At 64.3% G+C, this 17,920-nt stretch carries 14 protein-coding genes; 5 read left to right on the top strand and 9 right to left on the bottom strand.

Annotation, left to right across the window (positions count from 1 at the left end; genetic code table 11):
- Nucleotides 1–17: 17 nt before the first annotated feature.
- On the bottom strand, nt 18–950 hold the full coding sequence (locus ABN034_RS24910) for a zinc-dependent alcohol dehydrogenase (protein WP_349693443.1): 933 nt from the start codon (nt 948–950) through the stop codon (nt 18–20).
- 323 nt (nt 951–1,273) lie between these two features.
- On the opposite strand from ABN034_RS24910, the gene ABN034_RS24905 reads away from it, so the two are divergent.
- Both ABN034_RS24905 and ABN034_RS24900 read left to right on the top strand, forming a co-directional pair.
- A complete protein-coding gene (locus ABN034_RS24905; protein ID WP_349693396.1) occupies nt 1,274–2,011 on the top strand; it encodes an SDR family NAD(P)-dependent oxidoreductase in 738 nt (245 codons plus the stop codon).
- Between the two features lie 42 nt (nt 2,012–2,053).
- Entirely contained in the window at nt 2,054–3,775 is a 1,722-nt protein-coding gene (locus tag ABN034_RS24900) for a glycoside hydrolase family protein (RefSeq protein ID WP_349693395.1), read from the top strand.
- A gap of 50 nt (nt 3,776–3,825) precedes the next feature.
- Here ABN034_RS24900 and ABN034_RS24895 read toward each other — a convergent pair whose 3' ends face one another.
- The 7 genes from ABN034_RS24895 to ABN034_RS24865 all read right to left on the bottom strand — a co-directional run bounded on the left by ABN034_RS24895 (nt 3,826) and on the right by ABN034_RS24865 (nt 10,359).
- Entirely contained in the window at nt 3,826–4,590 is a 765-nt protein-coding gene (locus ABN034_RS24895; RefSeq protein WP_349693442.1) for a phytanoyl-CoA dioxygenase family protein, read from the bottom strand.
- Between the two features lie 95 nt (nt 4,591–4,685).
- The gene (locus ABN034_RS24890) at nt 4,686–5,813 is read right to left on the bottom strand and encodes a CaiB/BaiF CoA transferase family protein (protein WP_349693394.1); all 1,128 of its coding nucleotides are present in this window, start codon (nt 5,811–5,813) and stop codon (nt 4,686–4,688) included.
- Nucleotides 5,810–6,478, bottom strand: coding sequence for a Gfo/Idh/MocA family protein (locus tag ABN034_RS24885; RefSeq protein ID WP_349693393.1), 669 nt, complete (start codon nt 6,476–6,478; stop codon nt 5,810–5,812). Before ABN034_RS24885 ends, ABN034_RS24890 begins: the two co-directional genes overlap by 4 nt.
- Nucleotides 6,479–6,486: 8 nt before the next feature.
- Complete coding sequence (locus tag ABN034_RS24880; protein ID WP_349693392.1) at nt 6,487–7,536, bottom strand: extracellular solute-binding protein; 1,050 nt, start codon at nt 7,534–7,536, stop codon at nt 6,487–6,489.
- A 57-nt stretch (nt 7,537–7,593) separates the two neighbouring features.
- Complete coding sequence (locus ABN034_RS24875) at nt 7,594–8,754, bottom strand: ABC transporter substrate-binding protein (RefSeq protein WP_349693391.1); 1,161 nt, start codon at nt 8,752–8,754, stop codon at nt 7,594–7,596.
- Between the two features lie 34 nt (nt 8,755–8,788).
- Nucleotides 8,789–9,871 carry a LacI family DNA-binding transcriptional regulator gene (locus ABN034_RS24870; RefSeq protein ID WP_349693390.1) on the bottom strand — a complete coding sequence of 361 codons (1,083 nt, stop codon included), beginning with the start codon at nt 9,869–9,871 and terminating at the stop codon, nt 8,789–8,791.
- Between the two features lie 2 nt (nt 9,872–9,873).
- Nucleotides 9,874–10,359, bottom strand: a complete 486-nt coding sequence (locus tag ABN034_RS24865; RefSeq protein WP_349693389.1) for a MaoC family dehydratase — start codon at nt 10,357–10,359, stop codon at nt 9,874–9,876.
- 244 nt (nt 10,360–10,603) lie between these two features.
- Here ABN034_RS24865 and ABN034_RS24860 point away from each other — a divergent pair, with 244 nt between their 5' ends.
- Complete coding sequence (locus ABN034_RS24860; RefSeq protein WP_349693388.1) at nt 10,604–11,773, top strand: mandelate racemase/muconate lactonizing enzyme family protein; 1,170 nt, start codon at nt 10,604–10,606, stop codon at nt 11,771–11,773.
- 98 nt (nt 11,774–11,871) lie between these two features.
- On the opposite strand, the gene ABN034_RS34575 is transcribed toward ABN034_RS24860, so the two are convergent.
- On the bottom strand, nt 11,872–12,777 hold the full coding sequence (locus ABN034_RS34575) for a helix-turn-helix domain-containing protein (RefSeq protein ID WP_502879093.1): 906 nt from the start codon (nt 12,775–12,777) through the stop codon (nt 11,872–11,874).
- A gap of 219 nt (nt 12,778–12,996) precedes the next feature.
- Between ABN034_RS34575 and ABN034_RS24855 the strand changes: the two genes are divergently transcribed.
- Nucleotides 12,997–14,934, top strand: a complete 1,938-nt coding sequence (locus ABN034_RS24855; RefSeq protein WP_349693387.1) for an ABC transporter substrate-binding protein — start codon at nt 12,997–12,999, stop codon at nt 14,932–14,934.
- Nucleotides 14,935–14,964: 30 nt separating this feature from the next.
- Complete coding sequence (locus tag ABN034_RS24850) at nt 14,965–17,703, top strand: hypothetical protein (protein WP_349693386.1); 2,739 nt, start codon at nt 14,965–14,967, stop codon at nt 17,701–17,703.
- Nucleotides 17,704–17,920 lie beyond the last annotated feature (217 nt).

Genomic DNA, 17,920 nt, shown 5'->3' with positions numbered 1-17,920 from the left:
CCTTGCTGACGTAAGAATTAACCTGCGGGATCGATCACCATCTTGCCAACAGAGGCGTCGGACTCCAACAGCTCGAACGCCGCCTGGGTTCGGTCCAGCGGTACGACGTCCTCCAGAAGAGGTCGCACGTCCAGCTCCCGGCGAGCGATCAGATCAACCGCGGCGCGGAAGTCGGACGGCAGATAGATCGTCGAGCCGCGTATCACCACCTCCCGGAGGACAGCAGGATTGAGGTTCACCGCCAGCGGTCGTTCGAACATCGGCAGCACGACGATCGTGCCGCGCGGTCGACACAGGGCAAGAGCTTCGTTCATGCACGAATCGTGTCCTGAGGCGATGACCACGGTGTCGAAACCGGTGCCGCATGTGAGCTCCATGCCCTCACTGACCACGTCGGTGCGCGAAGTGTTGCAGGTATGCGCTCTCGTGAGGTCGCGAGCTGTGCGAAGGTTGGCGTCTTTCACATCGCTGACCAGGAGCGTGCCGACGTGGTGGAGTCGGCCGACGCACGCCACCAGTGTGCCGATCGAACCTGCTCCGAGCACGGCCAGCGACTGGCCATGCGACACACCGCCGATACCGATCGTGTGCCAGGCGACCGCCACCGGTTCTATCATTGCTCCCTCGCCATAGCTGATCTCAGGTGCGAGTGGAAACAGCACGCGCTCCGGTGCTACGAGGTATTCCGCGAGCATTCCCTGCCACCCCATGCCCGGGACCCGCTTCCGCTCACACAAGTGCGGTAGGCCTCCTTCGCAGTGGCAGCACTCCCAGCACGAGAGGACGGGCATGATCGCTACCCGGTCACCTTTGCGAAGCCGCCCTCCTGGCCCCGCCTGGGCAACAATCCTTCCTGCGCCTTCGTGCCCCAGGACGACGGGAGGATGGCGGAACGGATGTACTCCGCGGAAGGCGTGCCGGTCAGAGCCGCAGATACCGACGGCGCGCATCTGCACAAGCACTTCGTCGGGGCCGGCTGAGGGTGTGGGGACGTCCGTGATTCGGATCTGGCCAACGCTGTCCAAGACTGCCGCTCGCACGTCTCTGTCCTCCCGTGAGCCTGGCGCTCGTTCGTTCGTACGCATGCTGGCCTGATCCACGCTCCTGTTCGATCGAACATGAGTGTGCAGGTGTCGGGCTCACAGCGTCAAGATGAGCGCGTGCGTTATGGTCAGGTGCCGGCCATGGACGGATCTTGACCAGGGCTGAAGGCTCGCCCTAACCTCGAGACGAGAAGCGTTCGATCGAACATCTCCCTACCGCGGAGGATAGCGTGGGCCCAAGGTTGGCAGCGATCACCGGTGCCAGCAGCGGCATTGGTGCGGCTACGGCGCGTCGCCTGGACGCGCTGGGGTTCGATGTTCTGATCGGCGCGAGGCGTCTGGACCGGCTCCGGCAGCTGAGTGAGGCGCTGTCCGACCGTGCTCGCAGCCAGGCGCTCGATGTCACCGAGGAGTCCTCCGTCGCGGCGTTCGCCAAGGCGGCACCGGACTGCTCCACGCTCGTGTGCTGTGCCGGCGGTGCGATTGGGGCCGACCCGGTCGCGGAGGCGAACCCGGACGAGTGGCGGTGGATGTGGGAGACGAACGTTCTGGGCGTTGTCCGCACGGTTCGGCATTTCCTTCCCGCCCTCATCCGCTCCGGCAATGGCAGTGTCGTGGTCGTCACGAGTCTGGCGGCGCATCAGACCTACCCAGGCGGTGCTGGATACTCCTCAGCCAAGCATGCGGCCGCCGCGGTCATGGACACCCTCCGGTTGGAGCTGGTTGGTCAACCGGTGCGGGTCTGTGAAGTCGCTCCCGGAATGGTGGAGTCGGAGTTCTCGCTCGTGCGGTTCGGCGGGGACACGGCACGGGCCGAAGCGGTATATCGGGGCATGAAGCCCCTGTCGCCGGCCGATGTGGCGGAGGCCGTCGCCTGGGTCGTGTCGCGCCCCGCACATGTCAACGTTCCGCGCCTCGACATCTACCCCGCCGACCAGGCGACCGCGACGGCTGTCCATCGGCACTAGCAGCGGAATCCCGCGGCCCATCGAGGAGGAGGATCGGCGAGCGTGACCACTATTCCCACGACACTACTGCTCGAGGAGCGAGCGGCACTAGCCATGAACGCTGTCGTCGGTCTGGCTGACGTCGAGCATGGCCACCTGCCCTTCTTTAGCGCGAACCTGCTCGCCAAACCGGCGTACCTGCGTTACGGCGACTGGGCATATGGCTCCAGCCACGGGCGCCTTCTCGACGCCGCCATCCTCGCTCGGCACATGACTGGCCAGAGCCGATGGAGGCAGACCGAGGAGCAGTACAAGAAGGGATTGTTGAGCTTCTTCGGCGAAGACGGCCTGAGCTATCGCCAGAGACATCCCAAGGGATCCTGGGAGCCCAACGCCAACCTCATTGACCAGCGTGCGGTCATCCTGGCCTTAACGACGTCGTACCTCGACACGCAGGATCCCGCCGTGAAGGCAGCCGCTGACCGACACGTCGCGGCCCTGCGGAGAATCGCTGTGAAGGAACGCGACGCGTGGTTCTATCCGGCCTCGGAGTACACGCCGCGAGGCTGGCCGTCTGCGAACGCCGCCAAGCTGCATCTGGCTCCCGATCCGGCGTCGTTCAGCGGACGCCTCATCATGCCGCTCCTGCGCTATCACCAGGCCACTGGGAACTCCGACGCGCTCGAGCTGTGTGAGTGGTTCACCAAACTCCTTGTGGATAAGAGCGGCGTCTTCAACTCGGACGGCAGCTTCAACGCCGCACTGGCGTACCGCAACGGGCACCTGCACACCCGGCTGGGGACACTTGACGGCATCGCCAAGTTTGCCGAACACACCGGAAACCACGCATTGACAGCGTTCGTCGAGCGTGGATTCACGTGGGCGCTCACCCAGGCAACCGCGTTCGGCTGGACGCCAGGCGACTTGACCGAGCAGCGGTTTGAGCACGAAACGTGTTCCCTTGTAGACCTCATCGGGATTGCGGTCACCCTGGCCCGCATGGGCTACACAGACAACTGGACGGTCGTTGAGCGATTCGTACGCAATCACCTGGTGGAGTCCCAGCTCGACGACCTCGAGTGGGTGGAATCGGCGCCGGACCGCTCCCGCGACGAGCCGGGATGGGTGACCTACTATGACGTCGGTCGACGGGTCCGAGGAGCGTTCGCAGGTTACGGTGCTCCGAACGACTACGTTGCCGACGTGGCGCTCGGCCGCGGCCACACCGCCGACGTTCAGGCCTGTTGTGTCGGTTCCGGTGTACGCGGGCTGTTCACCGCCTGGAACGCGATCGTCACCGGCGCCGAAGATCTCATTCGGGTGAACCTCCTGCTCACTCGACGAGCCCGGTTGGTGGAAGTCGTGAGCCATTTGCCGTACCAAGGTCGCGTCGATCTCACCATCCGTGGTGACTGTCGGGAGCTCCGGGTCCGGACACCGCCGTGGGCTGGCTACGCGAAGTTGACCGTCGAGCGTACGACACCTGCGGGCGAAACGGCGACGACGTCTGGACACACGCCAGAGCTGTGGGCTCCCGATGGCTACCTCAGGATCCTCACGCCGAGGGTCGGTGAGCGGATCAGTATCTCTTTCCCCATGTCCGTACGGAATAGTGTGGAACGTGCGGCGGGCCAGGAATTCCTGACCACGTGGCGCGGCGACGACGTCACGGCTATCCGGCCCCGTGGTACGTTCCGCCCGATGTATGAGGACAGACCGACCGGTGGCGCTGCGCCGTTGCGTCAGTGCGATCTGGCTTGCGCCACGGCTGACTGGGTTTGGTGACCGTTCGGCGCATCCAATGGCTCGGAGCTTCTTCGATGGTGCCGTGGTGTTCAGCGCTGTGTTGGCGTTCCGATCTCGAAGGTCGGATCGCCGGTCAGAAGGCGCCACAGGTGCGTCCGGCTGATCAGTTCATGGCGTGCCGGGGCGAGTTCGTACCAGTCGAACCGTTGGCCGAGAATCTTTGCTACCTCAGGATCGTCGATGTCGTCGATATCCCACAGTCGTACCTGTGCAACGGTGGGGTGAATCCTTACCCGGAACATGTAGCGGGGCTGGTCACCGTCGTTGCGACGGCCACAGTGCCAGATGCCATGGTGGAGCATCATGACCGTGCCGGCGGGGCACACCGTGGGCACTTGGCCGACGAGATTCTGGTAACGGCCGATGTCCGCGCCCTGGATGCGACGGAGGTGACTCCCGGGCACGACCAGCGTGCCGCCCATGTCCAGCGTCACCTCGTTGGGGTAGTACATCACCGTGAGGTCGAAGCCGCTGTGTCCATCACGGGATGGGCGCAGGTCGGCAATCTGGTCGGCGTGGAGGGGCTGTGCTCTCCCTTGGTCGGGCGGCCGTACGTGCGTGTCGTGGTTGTGCGCGAACGCGTCTCGGCCGACGAGGCTGCGAATCGCGCCCGCGACGACCGGCGTAGCCAACATGTGGCGGAATGGGGAGCTATCGGGATAGACGTCATCGAACGGACGGCCCGCCGCAGGTAGCGGTCGACCGCTGTCGAGTTCACGTGTTGCTGCTTCACACACAGCGGGGTCGACGACCCCGTCGAATCGTAGGAACCCTGCCGCGACGAACTGAGCCATCTGCTTCGAGTTCAGAAGTGGTGCCTGATCAGCCATCGTCTCGTCTCCCGCTGTGGTGGGACTCGGCAGGTGTTCGTTCGAACATCGTAGGCAGATCAGGCGTCTCCGGGAAGTGGCGAGTGAGCGCCTAAGCGCGGTGCAGCGCCGGTGGCGGGCAGAGGTTGGCCGTCGATACGTACTGGACTGCGGGTGGTCCTGAAGGTGCGGTCCGTTTCGCCGCAGGTGACGACGACGCTCAGGGTGTCGAGGGCACCCGACTTTTCGAGAGCTGGCCAGTCCAGGACCTCTGCGCACCAGTAGCCCGCTGGTTCTAAGATCGCGGTCCACTCCTGCGTTGTACGCCCGATCAGGACGTCGGCGAGCCGGCGTTTGATGTCGTCCCGGTCCGTGAATGGCGTCCCTGCGATTTCCATCGGGTCACCGGGGATGCCGACGAGTTGGACGAGTTGGTGGAGTGGACCCATAGCGAGGGCGAGCCAGCCATCGCTGGTCTGGTAGATGCCATAGGGCGCTCCAATGTCGGGATGCCCGGCCGAGACAGCGCTGCGATGCGGTGTTCCACCGTGGTTGAGGTAGCCGGTGAAGACCTCGAACTGCAGGTCCATGGCTGCCTCAAGCAGACTGACTTGGACCAGGCCGCCTTTGTCAGTGGTGTTGCGGCGAAAGAGGCAGGCAAGGATGCCCTGGACGAGCAACGCGCCGGCAAGGTGGTCGACAACGGACAGCGCCATTGGTGCGGGAGGGTCGTCGCTGCGACCGTTCAGCCAGGTCAGCCCGGTGCGGGCCTGCACGAGAAGATCCTGCCCAGGGTTCTGGGCCCAGCGTCCTTGCTCGCCGTATCCGGTGACGTGAGCGTAGACGAGGCGAGGATTGATCGCGGCCGCCGTGTCATAGTCCAGCGAGTAGCGCTCCAGCGCACCAGGGCGGAAGCTGTGGATGAGGACATCAGTGTGGCGGATCAGGTCGACCAAGCGTGCATGGTCCTTCGGGTCACGAAGGTCGATCGTCAAGCTTTCCTTGCCACGGTTGATGGTGTGGAACAACAGGCTGTCGCCATCCAATTGACGATCGCGCAGGCGCATCTGTCGAGACCCGTCGCCGCTGCCTGGTCGTTCAACCTTGATGACGCGGGCGCCAAGGTCGGCCAGTCGGAGGGCGGCCGACGGCCCGGCGAGGTACTGCGCGAGGTCGAGGACGACGAGGCCGTCGAGTGGAAGCATCATACGTTCACCTCCGAGCCGGCAGTGAATGGTGAGGCGACTTCGGTGACCGCGACACGCCGGCCCTCCTCAGCCGACCGGTATGCCGCCAGGACCGCTCGAAGCGTCTTCAGGTTGTCGCGGCCGCTTGTCAGCGGTGCCCTGCCTTCGGCCACGGCCGACTGGAGGTCCACCATGGGCCCGACGAACGCATCCGGAATCCAGCGCTCGGTGAAAGTCCGCTGGAACGTGTGATCGGGATGGGCACTCCGCGACCAGAACTCGAAGGTATCCGGGCGCCCCACGGGGTAGTCGTACAGCACACCGAGGGTGCCTTCGGACTGGCCCTCAGTCCCCTGGCAGCGCACCAGCGCACGCGGCCGGTGTGACCAGTTGTTGTGGTTGGCGAGTACGGTGACGGAGAGCTCGTTGGAAAACTCGTAGACGGTACAGGTCCGGGTCTCCCCGGCAGCCGCCTGGCCCGGGTAGCGCGTGGTCGAGGCAACGATGCTCGCGGGTTCGCCGAAGACGTGGCGGATCGCGTCGACGTAGTGGATCGAGTGGTAGAAGTATTCCAGTCGCGGCTTGTCGAGCATCCACGGCCACAGGCTCCAGTCGGTACGAACGTCGACATCAAACAGACCGGAGGTGAGCTGGCCGTACCAGCCGCTTTCCACCAGCGCTCGCATGCAGGCGATCACCTGGTCCCACCGCATCTGCTGGTTGACGGCAAGCAGGGTGCCTGCCCGCTCGGCCGCCTCAGTGCGGTGATCAGATCCATCTCCGGTGCGGCCACGTGGCGAAGGAAGTTCCAGGCCAGCTCGGGCTGGCGACAACCGCTGGGAATCGTGAGTACCCAGTAGACCGACAGCGACACGTGGCGCCCGCGAGGTCCATCCCCTCGGGGGATGAGGCTCAGCCGGTTGCGGCCGCGGATCGCCGAGTCCGGCATGTCGGCCACGACCGCGAAGCCGCTCCAGTTCCACATCATGGCGCCGCGCCCGCTGGCGTAGTAGTCGCCAGAGCGTACGCTCTCGTACCCGCGAGGGTCGGGTTGGGTGACCTGGTGCACGCAGACCAGCTCGTGAAGGAACTGCAACGCCTGGTGGCCTTTCCCGGCGAAGGCCGCACGCCGCCCGTCGAGCAATTGGCCGCCCCGGCTCCAGAGTTGAATGAGGAAGTCGTACACGCTGTTGTGACCGTCCGGCAGGGCGGCAAGTACGCAGCCGGAGAGCTCGTCGTCCGGTCGGGTGAAGAACCTCGCGACGTCCAGGAACTGCGACCAGGTCTCGGGCGGAGCCAGGGGATAGCCGTAGGTCGTTGCGAACCTCGCCTGCTCGACTGGCTCGTCGAACAGGTCGCCGCGATACATGAACATTTCGGGACCGTCGTGGTATGGAATTCCGTAACAGGCACCATCGGGACCGGTCTGCAGACCGCGCAGCGAGGGGCTCCATCCATCCGGCCAGTCCGCCGGTGGACGCTTCCGCAGGAATGGCTCGAGGGACAGCAGATCGCCACGCCGCAACAGAGGTGGCAGCCAGTCGGTATTGCACAAGAAGAGGTCCCATTCACCCGACGTGCAACCGCCGGCCTCCACCATCCCGCGGTAGAGCGTGGGCAGGTCATAGGCGACAATCTCGATGTCGACGTCGGAATGGGCTTCGCGAAACGCCGAGATCTGCCGCCGGAAGGCGCTCTCGAATCCACTGAACTCCCGATAGGCAAGGCGAAGCTTCGTCGACACGACTACCTCCGATCCATGGGTTGGCAGTTGCGGCCCTATCGCTTACTCATGCGGGGCTCATGGCGGGCTGGTTGCTGCGGACTCGAAGGTCTGCCGATACCCGCGGTCGAGGTGGTCGATCGCCGCACCAGGTGGCACGGAGCCGAGCAGCGTGTCGCGAAGAACGTGTGCGGCGTTGGTCTGGAATTCGGGGAAGGATGGATGCCTGGGCCGCAGGTAGGCTGCGTCAATCGTGGCCCGGGTGGACCGGAAGAAGTCTCCAGTCAACGCGTTGGCGAGCGGGTCGTCCCACGCCGCCGCAGCCGCCGGCTGGCCACCTGCGCACACATACTCCGTACGTTGTGTCGTTGCATTGGAAACCCACTGGGCATACGCGAGGGCGAGATCCCGCTGCCCTGATGAGGCCGACACCGCGATGCCGGCCCCACCCAGGCACGACCCGCGGGGACCTTCGCCCTCAATGGACGGGATGTCGTGGAAGCTGAGCCGGCGGGGTGCGTACCCCTCCCTGCTGTAGTTGGTGTAGCCGAAGAGGAGCGGGCAGTAGAGGATCTCGTCGGTCGTGACCATCCGGTTCAGCGTGGCGATGGGGTTGGCCGAGCGGCACGGCTCATCGACCAGGCCCGCGAGTTCCCGCAACATCGACAGGGCGTCCAGCCCGGTCTCGCGACAAAGGCCGTCCGGCTCGTGGCGCAGCGGTCCGCCCAGGTGTGCACACAGTGTCAGGAACGCACTGAGCACGTCGATCGGGTTCAGTGGGAGCGCGACTCGACGGGTTCGGCGAGCTAGATCGACTACGGCGCTCCACGTGGTGGGCACATCCTCGCCGGCGGCATCGAGCAGGTCCGGCCGCGCGACGGCGACCTGACACGCGGCGTCGACCGCAAGCGCGTAGTCATGCCCGTCGTAGTGGTACGACTCCTGCGAACGGCCGACCGCGCCCTCTCGAATCCGCGCCATGACAGCGGGCGGGAGCTGTTCGTCCAGGGGCAGCAGTGCGCCGGCCTGCACAGCCGTCCCGATCATGGGATGGTCAATCACCAGCAGGTCGTACGCCGCCACCAGCGCATCGAGAGACTCCTCTCCGAACGCCCACAGAGAGCGCCGATCCCACTCGATCCGTACGTCAGGTAGCCGATCGGCGAAGATCTGGGCGGTGACCGCCATCGGCGCGTAGCCGCGAGTGTGGTTCCAGGTGATCCCACGCAAGACTCCCATTCGCCGCTCCTTGAATGTGCTTGTCGCGTCCCCGCTAGCTGGCCGTTCGCCTGGGCCCCCGGTGGCGGTGCCGCTTCGGCGTGGACGGTGCTGGGGCCGTTGAACCCCGTTCGACGAGTTGGGGCATCGGATCGGTGATGGCGATGTCGACCGGGCCCGTCGGCTGCTCGTCACACACAAGCAGGTCGGCAGCCCGCTCACCCATGGTAATCAGCGGCAGTCGCACCACGGTCAGCGCAGGCATCAGGCGTTCGGCAAACCACAAGTCATGGATCGCCACGACGGACAGTTCATCCGGGACCCGCACGCCGGCTTCGTACGCCGCAGTCACCACCCCCGTGGCAACGAGCGCGTTGGTCGCAAGGACGGCAGTGGGCCTGGTATCCCGACGCAGAAGTCCGGCGGCCGCCCTATGCCCGCTCCCGGAGTCCCATCCGCCCTCGACCTCCCAAGCAGCGCGCCGGCGGATGCCCGCCTCGGCAAGGCTCGCGCGGTACGCCGCCCGGCGACGCTCGGACACGTCGGAGCCGGGCGCTCCTGAGACGAACCCGATCCGCTCATGGCCAAGATCGAACAGGTGACCCATCGCCATCCGAGTCGCACCCTCGTCGTCCAGATGTACGCCGGGTAGATCATGTTCGGCACGCGAGTTCACCAGAACGACCGGAACATACCGGGCCGCGACATGTACCGCATGGTCGAGACCCGCGTGCCCGGCCATCTGCCAGAGCAAGCCGTCCACCCGACCGCCACCGGCGACGCCGAGCAGCGCCACCTCATCGGTGACCACCTCCGCGTCAATCAACAGAAGGACACTGCCGGCACGGGTCACAGCCTTCTGCGCACCCCGGATGATCTCGGCGTAGATCGGATTGCTGATCTCGTGCACGATGAGCCCGATCGCACCCGCGCGCGACATCCGCAGGTGACGGGCAAGCAGATGCGGGACATAACCCACCTCTTCCGCCACCGCAAGCACCCGCCGGCGAGTCTCCTCACGTACCCGGACACTGTCATCGCCGCGCAACAACCGCGACACCAGGGATGGCGAGACACGAGCGCGCTCGGCGACGTCGGCGAGACTGGGAGAGCGGCTCCGCGAACGCGATCTCGGCATGATCAATCCCCGCCCGGCGGTGGCGTGTCGTCCGGCGGGGCTGGCGACTTTCGCTCGACGAGATAGATGTGCACCAGGGAGAGCACAACGTCTCCACGCTGGTTGGTCACCATCACCTGCTCATCAACGAAGCCCTGATTCGCACGGCGCGGGTGATCGCGTGTGCCCGCGATTCTCGCCGTCACCGTGATCGTGTCGCCGATGAAGATCGGTCGGATGAAGCGGATTCGGTCGTAACCGTAGCTGAACGCCACAGGATTGATCTCGCTGGCTGTCATTCCGATCGCGACCGAGAGAATGAGTGTGCCGTGTGCGATGCGCTGGCCGAAGTCCTGGGTAGCGCACCACTCGGCGTCCACATGATGCGGGAACCAGTCACCCGTCTGGCCAGCGTGCAGAACGATGTCGGCCTCGGTGAGCGTACGTCCGGTCGTCCGGCGTTCGGCGCCAACGATGTAGTCCTCGAAGTACCGCGAAACCTTCAGCACTCGCGCCGCCGTTCATTCGTACTCAATCGATTTACCAGAATATAGCGGCGCTCCATGATTCGGTCAAAGGGTTCGCGTTTGCAGCTCGGCCATGGTGCCTCCTCACCAGCACCGTGGAAAGCTCGCAGCGTAGACCGTTTCCGGAAGCAGTGCGTGGGCGGCCAGCTCGCAGCGTCGTAGTATCGCGGCATGGCCGTGCAAGGGTGCTTCGACCCGGCGATCATGAACGCGCGATCGACTTGACATGGCCAAGATCACAAATGTCCGGCTGACGCCGATCAACGTTCCACGGACGAGTGGCCTTGTGTGCGGGCATGTGATCGTCGAACTCCACACAGATGCCGACGGTCTCGTCGGTCTCGGCGAGATGTCGGACTTCCAGCATCTTCCTCGATACCACGTCGATGTCGTCGACCTGGAACTCACGCTAACCGCAATGCTCGGCGACCTAGTCCCCTTGAACCTCAACGAGGTTGTCCGGCGACTGGAGGGAAGTTTCCCACCGGCGGGCACGTTGTACGACAAGGGCGGCGTCATCAGGTGCGGTGTCGACATCGCCATCTGGGATCTCATCGGCAAGGTTTTGGGTCGCAGCGTCAGCGACCTGCTGGGTGGGCGCGTGAGGGAGCGAGTACCTATCGCGTATCCGATATTTCGACAGCGTACGGCGCAGGATGTGGAGGAGAACCTCGAGCTGATGGCCGCGAAGCTGGCGGCAGGCTTCTCCCGTTTCCGGGTCTATGTGGGTCATGACCTCCGCCTCGACGAGCAGCTTCTGCTTCGGGCGCGGGATCGGTTCAGCGACGCGTTGACCATCAAGTCCCTGGACTTCTCCAACCTTCTGGATGCGCGCGAGGCGTGCGCCTTCATCGAACGGACCCGAGACGTTGGCTATGAGCTGGTCGAGGCGCCAGCACGATCCGGCGATGCTGCTGGGCTGGCGTACGTGCGGGATCGCGCCGTCCTCCCGGTGTCCGAGCACGTCTACAGCGGCCCCTGGGCACTCGAGTTGGTGACGTCCCACGCCGTTGACGTCCTCAACATCGGGTTGTTCGCTCTGGGTGGGATAACGCCGGCACGTCGAGTTCTCGCCATCGCGGAGGCGGCTGGGCTGTGCTGCCTCATGGGTACGACACAGGAGTTGTCCATCGGCACCGCTGCGGCCGCGCACGTGGGAGCGTCTGCCCCTGTTGCGACGGTGGCGAGTGATCCGGTTGGTCCGCTGCTGTACCTCGACGATGTTGTTCGTGAGAGTGTGAGCTACGACGGTGGCGAGATGGTCGTTCCCACCGGTCCCGGCCTGGGCGTCGAGCTCGACCGCACGCGCCTTGATGCGGTGACCGGTCCGCTGTCCTGGTCGGGTGACCGTGTCATGGACGTCATCGACCGGATCGGAGCACCCGCCCATGAATAGCGGACTCTGGCCCAGCCGGTTCGTCGAGGAAGGCGCGAAGGTCGTGGTCGACGGCATAGTGCTGGCGCGGCTCTCACTCTCGTTGGTCCGGTGAGGACTCAGGGTCCCGGTGTCAGATCCGGGGTCGCCAGGGTGGAATTCAGCTCGCGGTACTGGCTGGGCGTCATACCCTCGAGACGACGGAAGGCGCGGCTGAAGTATGCGGGGTCGGCGAAACCTACGCGGCGACCTACGTGAGCAACCACGAGGTCGGTAGTCTCCAGAAGGTTCCTGGCACGCCGCATCCGGTAGCGCTGGAGATACTGGAACGGAGATAGCCCGACGGCGTCGCGGAAGAGGTGGCAGAGGTGCGTCGGGGTCACTCCGGCGACCAACCCAAGCTCAGCCAGGGTGATCGGGCTGGAGAAGTGATCCGCGATGTAGGCGAGAACTGGCGACAATCTGGTATGTCCGGGCAACGTTGGTGAGCCATCTCCACGACGGCGGAGCGCCGACTCCACCGACCACAGGAGGCCAAACAACCGCGTGATGGCCGCATTCGCGAGGAGAACGTGGTTTGGAGAACGCTGGCCCACCTCGTAACACATTGTGGCTGCGGCCGCTAGGAGTTCCTTCATGACCTCCGGTTCCGGCCACAGCAGCGGCGGGAGCGCCGCCAGGGCGCCTGGCGCGTGTGCTCCGAGCACTCTGGCCTCGAAATGCAGCACGTAGCACTGAAGTGGCGACCGAGGGTCGTGTTCTGCCCAGTGAGGTACGGCTTGGGGTACCAATGCGACGGCTCCGCTCTGCAAGAGGTGATCGGTACCTGCGACGGTGAGGCAGCCGGATCCGGACACGATGAGCCAGACTTGATGGTTCGGCCGGACACGTGGCTCGAGGCGCCACGTCGGATCGCACACGTGGAGACTGCCGCGGAGCGCGACCAAGGCGATATCGGACCAGAAGTCCTCTCCACTGTTGGTGTCGATTGCCCTCGACGCACCGCGGACCAGTGAACTATGCATTCCCCTTCAAGACCTTCCGTGTGGCGCCCTCCTCGGCGTCTGGCGCACTCCGCGGAGAAGACGACGCAAGATTGTCCTAGCACGTAGCAAAGCAGTCTCTGGCCGGTGTGTGAGCAGCTTTCCTAATGTGGCAACACGTCGCGTACGTCCGTTCGGGCACGGCTCGGAACTAGCTCCGGCCCGGCTGGCAGACCGCGAGATCTCGTGAGGAGGACAAGCATGGTGTCATTGTCTCGATCGACCCGGCGCGCCTTCCTTGTATCGACGGGAACGCTTCTCGCCGCCTCAGGTGTGACGGGTTGCCAGATGCTCGACACCCGCCCGTCTGACCGGCCCGCGCAGCGCACCGATGGTGCAAGCAAGGAAGCGCCGGTGCTGGCCAAGCGCGTCAAGAAGGGCACATTGCCCCACCTGCGGGAGAGGCTGCCGGGGAGTCCTCTTGTCGTGCGTACGACCGAGCGGCCAGGTGTGTATGGAGGCACCTGGAACTCCGCCATTCTGGGACCCGATGACCAGACGTGGCTTGACCGAACTGTGGGCTACCAGCCGCTCGTCCGGTGGGATCTGGAGTTCACGAAGGTTGTTCCTAACGTTGCGGAAGGCTTCGAGGTCAACTCGGATGCGACCGCGTATGTCTTCCACTTGCGACGTGGCCTTCGATGGTCCGATGGCGAGCCGTTCACCGCAGACGACATCGTTTTCGCTCAGAACGATCTGCTCGCCAACGAGGAACTCGGTGGAACAGATCCCATCCGCGCCGAAAGGATCGACGAGCACACGGTGCGTCTCGTACTGCCAAAGTCGAACGCTCTGTTGATCAAGGAACTCGCGTCGAGCTTCGGCATGCGTCTGATCAAGCCTAGGCACTACCTGAGCACATTCCACCTCAAATACAATCCCGAGGCCAACTCGCTCGCTGCCGAAGAAGGGCTCGAGGACTGGGTGGCGCTCATCGGCGAGAAGGACGAAGGGTGGGAGAACCCCGAGCTTCCGACGCTCAATCCGTGGGTCACCGCCGAGTCGACTCAGGATCGGATCGTCCTCGAGCGTAACCCCTACTTCTGGAAGGTAGATCAAGACGGTCGGCAACTGCCGTATATCGATCGTGCCGTCTTCACCATGATCAACAGCGCGGAAGCCATGCTGCTCAAGGCGTTGCACGGCGACATCGACATGCAGGTGCGGACCTTCAACACTCCGAGCAACAAGCCCGTCCTCGCCAGAGAGCGAGAAAGCGGGGACTACCGGTTCTTCGACGCACCCTCGACGTGGATGAACACCCTCATGGTCGCGTTCAACCTCACCGTTGAGGATCCCATCAAGCGTCAGGTCTTCAACAACAGGGACTTCCGCATCGGTATGTCGCACGCCATCGATCGACAGGACATCATCAACGCTGTCTACCAGCGACAGGGCAAGCCGTGGCAGGGCGCTCCTCGCCCGGAGTCGAGCCTCTATCACGAGCAACTCGCCGCGCAGTACACGGAGTACGACCCGGAGCTGGCGGCCCGGCACCTTGACCGCGCCGGGCTGAACCGTCGCGACGGCGCCGGATTCCGACTCGGGCCGGACGGGCAGCGACTCACGGCGACGATCCTGGTCAAGGCGGAGGAGCCGCAGATGGTCAGTGCGTTGAACTTCGCCAAGGACTACTGGAGCGAGGTCGGTGTCGACATCAAGGTGGGTTCCGTCGACGGTGGACTGAAGTTCACCAGGGTCATCTCCAACCAGCATGAAGGGAGCGCGGACTCAGGCGACGGCGGGGCGGAGGACGCGTGGCTGGACCCGCGGTGGTACCTACCCGTCAACGAGAGCGCATCAGCGTTCGCGACTCCGTGGGCGACGTGGTACCTGAATGGCGGCAACGATGGCATGGAGCCCGATGCGTCCACACCCGCGGGGACGGCGGCCAAGCAGCAATTCGCGCTCTACGATCAGATCAAGCGGACGCCGGATGAGTCGGCGCGACGGGCACTCATGAAGCGCATCCTTGACATCGCGGCCGAGACATTCTGGGCAATCGGGATAAGCCTGCCGGTCGGCGGCTACGGGATCGTGAAGAACAACGTTCACAACGTTCCGGACTCCATGCCCGACTCCTTCATCTATCCCACGCCAGGTCCCACAAACCCGGAGCAGTACTTCATGACGTCGTAGCTCGGCGGTCGGCGCAAAGGGAGCTCAGCCATGGCCAACGTGACGATCGGCTATCTATCAGATGCGGCTCCGTGCGTGAGGTTCGGGGTTGAGCTCCTCGCGAAGGCGCTGGTGGATGGTGGACTTAAGGTCAGTATCACGGAGGCGTCCTGGCGGGCAGGAGATCGGATGCCGGGCACGGGCCTTCGAGTCTTCGTCGGCTCACGATCGTCTGGGTTGGTGGCCGAGCTTGAAGCGGACGAGACGCTGCTGTACCACTCCGGAGCGCCGTCGGATGACGGGTACTATCTGGCAGCGTTGCCCGGGCGGATCGTCGCGGTCACGGGCGGCAATGACAGGGGAGTGCTGTACGGTTGCCAGGAGCTGGCGCGGATCGTGCGCGAGCGAGGCGAGATTCCGCGGAACCTGGCGATCGGGGAGACGCCCGACTTCGCGCTTCGTGGGCCCGCAGTGGGATTGCAGAAGATGCTTATCGAGCCGCCTCGCCAAACCTACGAATATCCCGTCACTCGTGAGCGCTTCCCATGGTTCTACGACCGGGCCGGATGGTTGGAGTTTCTCGACATCCTGCTGGAGCATCGTGCCAATGTCCTGTACATCTGGAGCGGCCATCCGTTCTCGTCGTTCGTCAGCCTGCAGGAGTATCCTGAAGCCCTGGAAGTCACTCCTGCTGAGCTGCAGGACAATCGCGCCCACCTGCGCTGGCTGGCTGCGGAGGCCGATCGGCGCGGCATTGGCGTGATACTGAAGTTCTACAACATCCACATTCCGCTACCGTTCGCCGAGCAGCACGGCTTGCCCCTCCTCCAGAACCGGCCGAGCCCGATGGTGAGTGACTATACGAGGAAGTCGCTCGCGGCCTTCGTGAGGGCATTTCCTCAGGTCGGTCTCATGGTGTGTCTCGGGGAAACGCTCCACGGCGATCTCTACGGTGCGGAGTGGTTCGTGGACACGATCCTTGCCGGCATCAACGACGGCTTGGCTGCTGCCGAGATCAACGACCCCCCGCCAATCATTCTGCGCGCGCATGCCATCGATCTCCAGCCAGTTCTGGAGCAGGCACGAAACTTGTATCCTCGCCTGTGGACAATGGCGAAATACAACGGCGAGTCCCTCACCACTTGGACTCCCCGCGGTCGCTGGCAACAGCGGCATCGTGCCCTGAGCGCGAGAACTGACATCCACATCGTCAACGTTCACATTCTCGCCAACCTTGAGCCCTTTCGGTACGGCGCGGTGTCGTTCATTCAGCGCTGCGTGCAGGCGATGCGACATCGTTTGAGTGCACGGGGTCTTCACCTGTATCCGCTGTTCTACTGGGACTGGCCAGATGCTCCTGACCGCGCCGATCCACGGCTACAACAGATCGATCGTGACTGGATCTGGTTTGCCGCGTGGCATCGATACGCATGGAAGTGTGATCGTGACGTTGCGGCGGAACATGCGTACTGGGTTGGCGAGCTCGTCGGACGGTTCGCAGATACGGAAGCCGCCACGGGTGTGCTCGACGCGTTGGAGGCCATCGGGAACATCGCGCCGCTGTTGGTTCGGCGTGTCGGGATTACGGAGGGAAATCGGCAGACGCTCAGCCTTGGCATGACCATGAGCCAGCTGACCAACGCCCGGCGGTACCGTCCGTGGAACGACTTGTGGGAGTCGCATGCGCCAAACGGTGAGCGCGTCGAACACTATGTCGAGCGCGAGCTTCGTGGGGATGAACACTCGGGCGAGACTCCGCTCGATGTGGCTGAGGACGTGGTGTACTACGCCGAGCAGGCGGTGGCATGCATCGACCGCGGAAGTGGACGGTGCGTCAAGGGAACAGCGGAGTATGCGGCGATCTCGCGCGACGTCCGCGCCATCGCGGAGCTCGCGTACTTCTACGCGCACCGAATCCGAGCGGCTGTGCAGGTACGCCTATATCATGAGGCACCTGTTGGCTCCATTTTTAGGAACGTCGATGCACTGCGTTCGGCGGTGGCCGAGGTGAAGGCGAGTGTGGAACGATTTAGGAAACTGGCCGCGATCACCGAGACGACCTACCTGTACGCCAACAGCATGCAGACGCGCGCGCGCAAGGTGCCGTTTCCGGATGGTGCGATGTACCGCCACTGGAGGGACTGCCTGCCGCTGTACGAACGTGAGCTGGCAAACTTTTCCCGTAACGTCGAGCTGCTCGCATCGGGGTCCATCCCTATCGGTCGTGGTGACCGGACGACGACGCCGGAGTGCTTCCGACCGGCGGAGTTCAGGGTCGTATCGACTCATGCCGAAGCCTTCACGGTGGCTGAGAACTCATCGGTCTTCGCGGCCGCCGACACACGAGTGCGGCGTGTCGCCGGGGAGCTACGCGGGCTGTCGGGTATACGCATTGAGCGGGAGGAGGCGATCAAACGCGGCGTCGGCATCGAGGTCGAGCTTCTCGAGCCCGCCCAGGTCCTGATCGCATATTTCCAGTCCTCAGAAGACGTATGGCTCCAGCCACCAAGCCTGGAGGTCGCCAGCCACGCCGATGACAGAGGAGGCGTTGAACCGGTTCTGAGCAACGCTGTTGTTGTCGACTTCCATCCGGGCGTGAACGTCCATGCGATTCGGTTCGATGCAGGCAGGCACTACCTTGATCTGGGCAAGGGTGCCTACTTCATCGCGGGAGTCGTTCGATCGGACCAGCAGTTCGCTCCACGCACGGTTGTGCACGGCGATGACAGCGTGGATACGATGGACTGGTTGTTCGAGGACTTTGAAGAGTGGGGGTCAACTGACGGGTGAGGACTTATCCCCGCTGCACGTCCCTGCCGTCGAGCGATTAGGTCCTTGAAGGGGCAAACCGTCCGCTCGATGCAGGGGACGATCTTCCGACGAGTCGAAGGCCGGAAACACCTGGGCGGTACCGCCAGTGGCCTATGCGTGCCAGAGCACGTGGCTGGGAAGGGGTGGGCATTGCCTGCTGCTGCCAGTTCTGCGCATTGCGCTTGGTCTTCTCTGA

It is taken from the genome of Actinopolymorpha sp. B11F2 (assembly GCF_040195635.1).
Taxonomy (GTDB): Bacteria; Actinomycetota; Actinomycetes; order Propionibacteriales; family Actinopolymorphaceae; genus Thermasporomyces.
The sequence above is the reverse complement of the archived record's forward strand: the minus strand, read 5'-3'. Positions and strand labels throughout refer to the sequence as shown.

What these genes read in the sequence shown, in the direction of transcription:
- ABN034_RS24890 (WP_349693394.1), bottom strand. Translation starts at nt 5,813, where the DNA reads ATGATGCTTCCACTCGACGGCCTCGTCGTCCTCGACCTCGCGCAGTAC.
- ABN034_RS24860 (WP_349693388.1), top strand. Translation starts at nt 10,604, where the DNA reads ATGGCCAAGATCACAAATGTCCGGCTGACGCCGATCAACGTTCCACGG.
- ABN034_RS24885 (WP_349693393.1), bottom strand. Translation starts at nt 6,478, where the DNA reads ATGCGAGCGCTGGTGGAAAGCGGCTGGTACGGCCAGCTCACCTCCGGT.
- ABN034_RS34575 (WP_502879093.1), bottom strand. Translation starts at nt 12,777, where the DNA reads ATGCATAGTTCACTGGTCCGCGGTGCGTCGAGGGCAATCGACACCAAC.
- ABN034_RS24875 (WP_349693391.1), bottom strand. Translation starts at nt 8,754, where the DNA reads ATGGGAGTCTTGCGTGGGATCACCTGGAACCACACTCGCGGCTACGCG.
- ABN034_RS24910 (WP_349693443.1), bottom strand. Translation starts at nt 950, where the DNA reads ATGCGCGCCGTCGGTATCTGCGGCTCTGACCGGCACGCCTTCCGCGGA.
- ABN034_RS24850 (WP_349693386.1), top strand. Translation starts at nt 14,965, where the DNA reads ATGGCCAACGTGACGATCGGCTATCTATCAGATGCGGCTCCGTGCGTG.
- ABN034_RS24855 (WP_349693387.1), top strand. Translation starts at nt 12,997, where the DNA reads ATGGTGTCATTGTCTCGATCGACCCGGCGCGCCTTCCTTGTATCGACG.
- ABN034_RS24895 (WP_349693442.1), bottom strand. Translation starts at nt 4,590, where the DNA reads ATGGCTCAGTTCGTCGCGGCAGGGTTCCTACGATTCGACGGGGTCGTC.
- ABN034_RS24870 (WP_349693390.1), bottom strand. Translation starts at nt 9,871, where the DNA reads ATGCCGAGATCGCGTTCGCGGAGCCGCTCTCCCAGTCTCGCCGACGTC.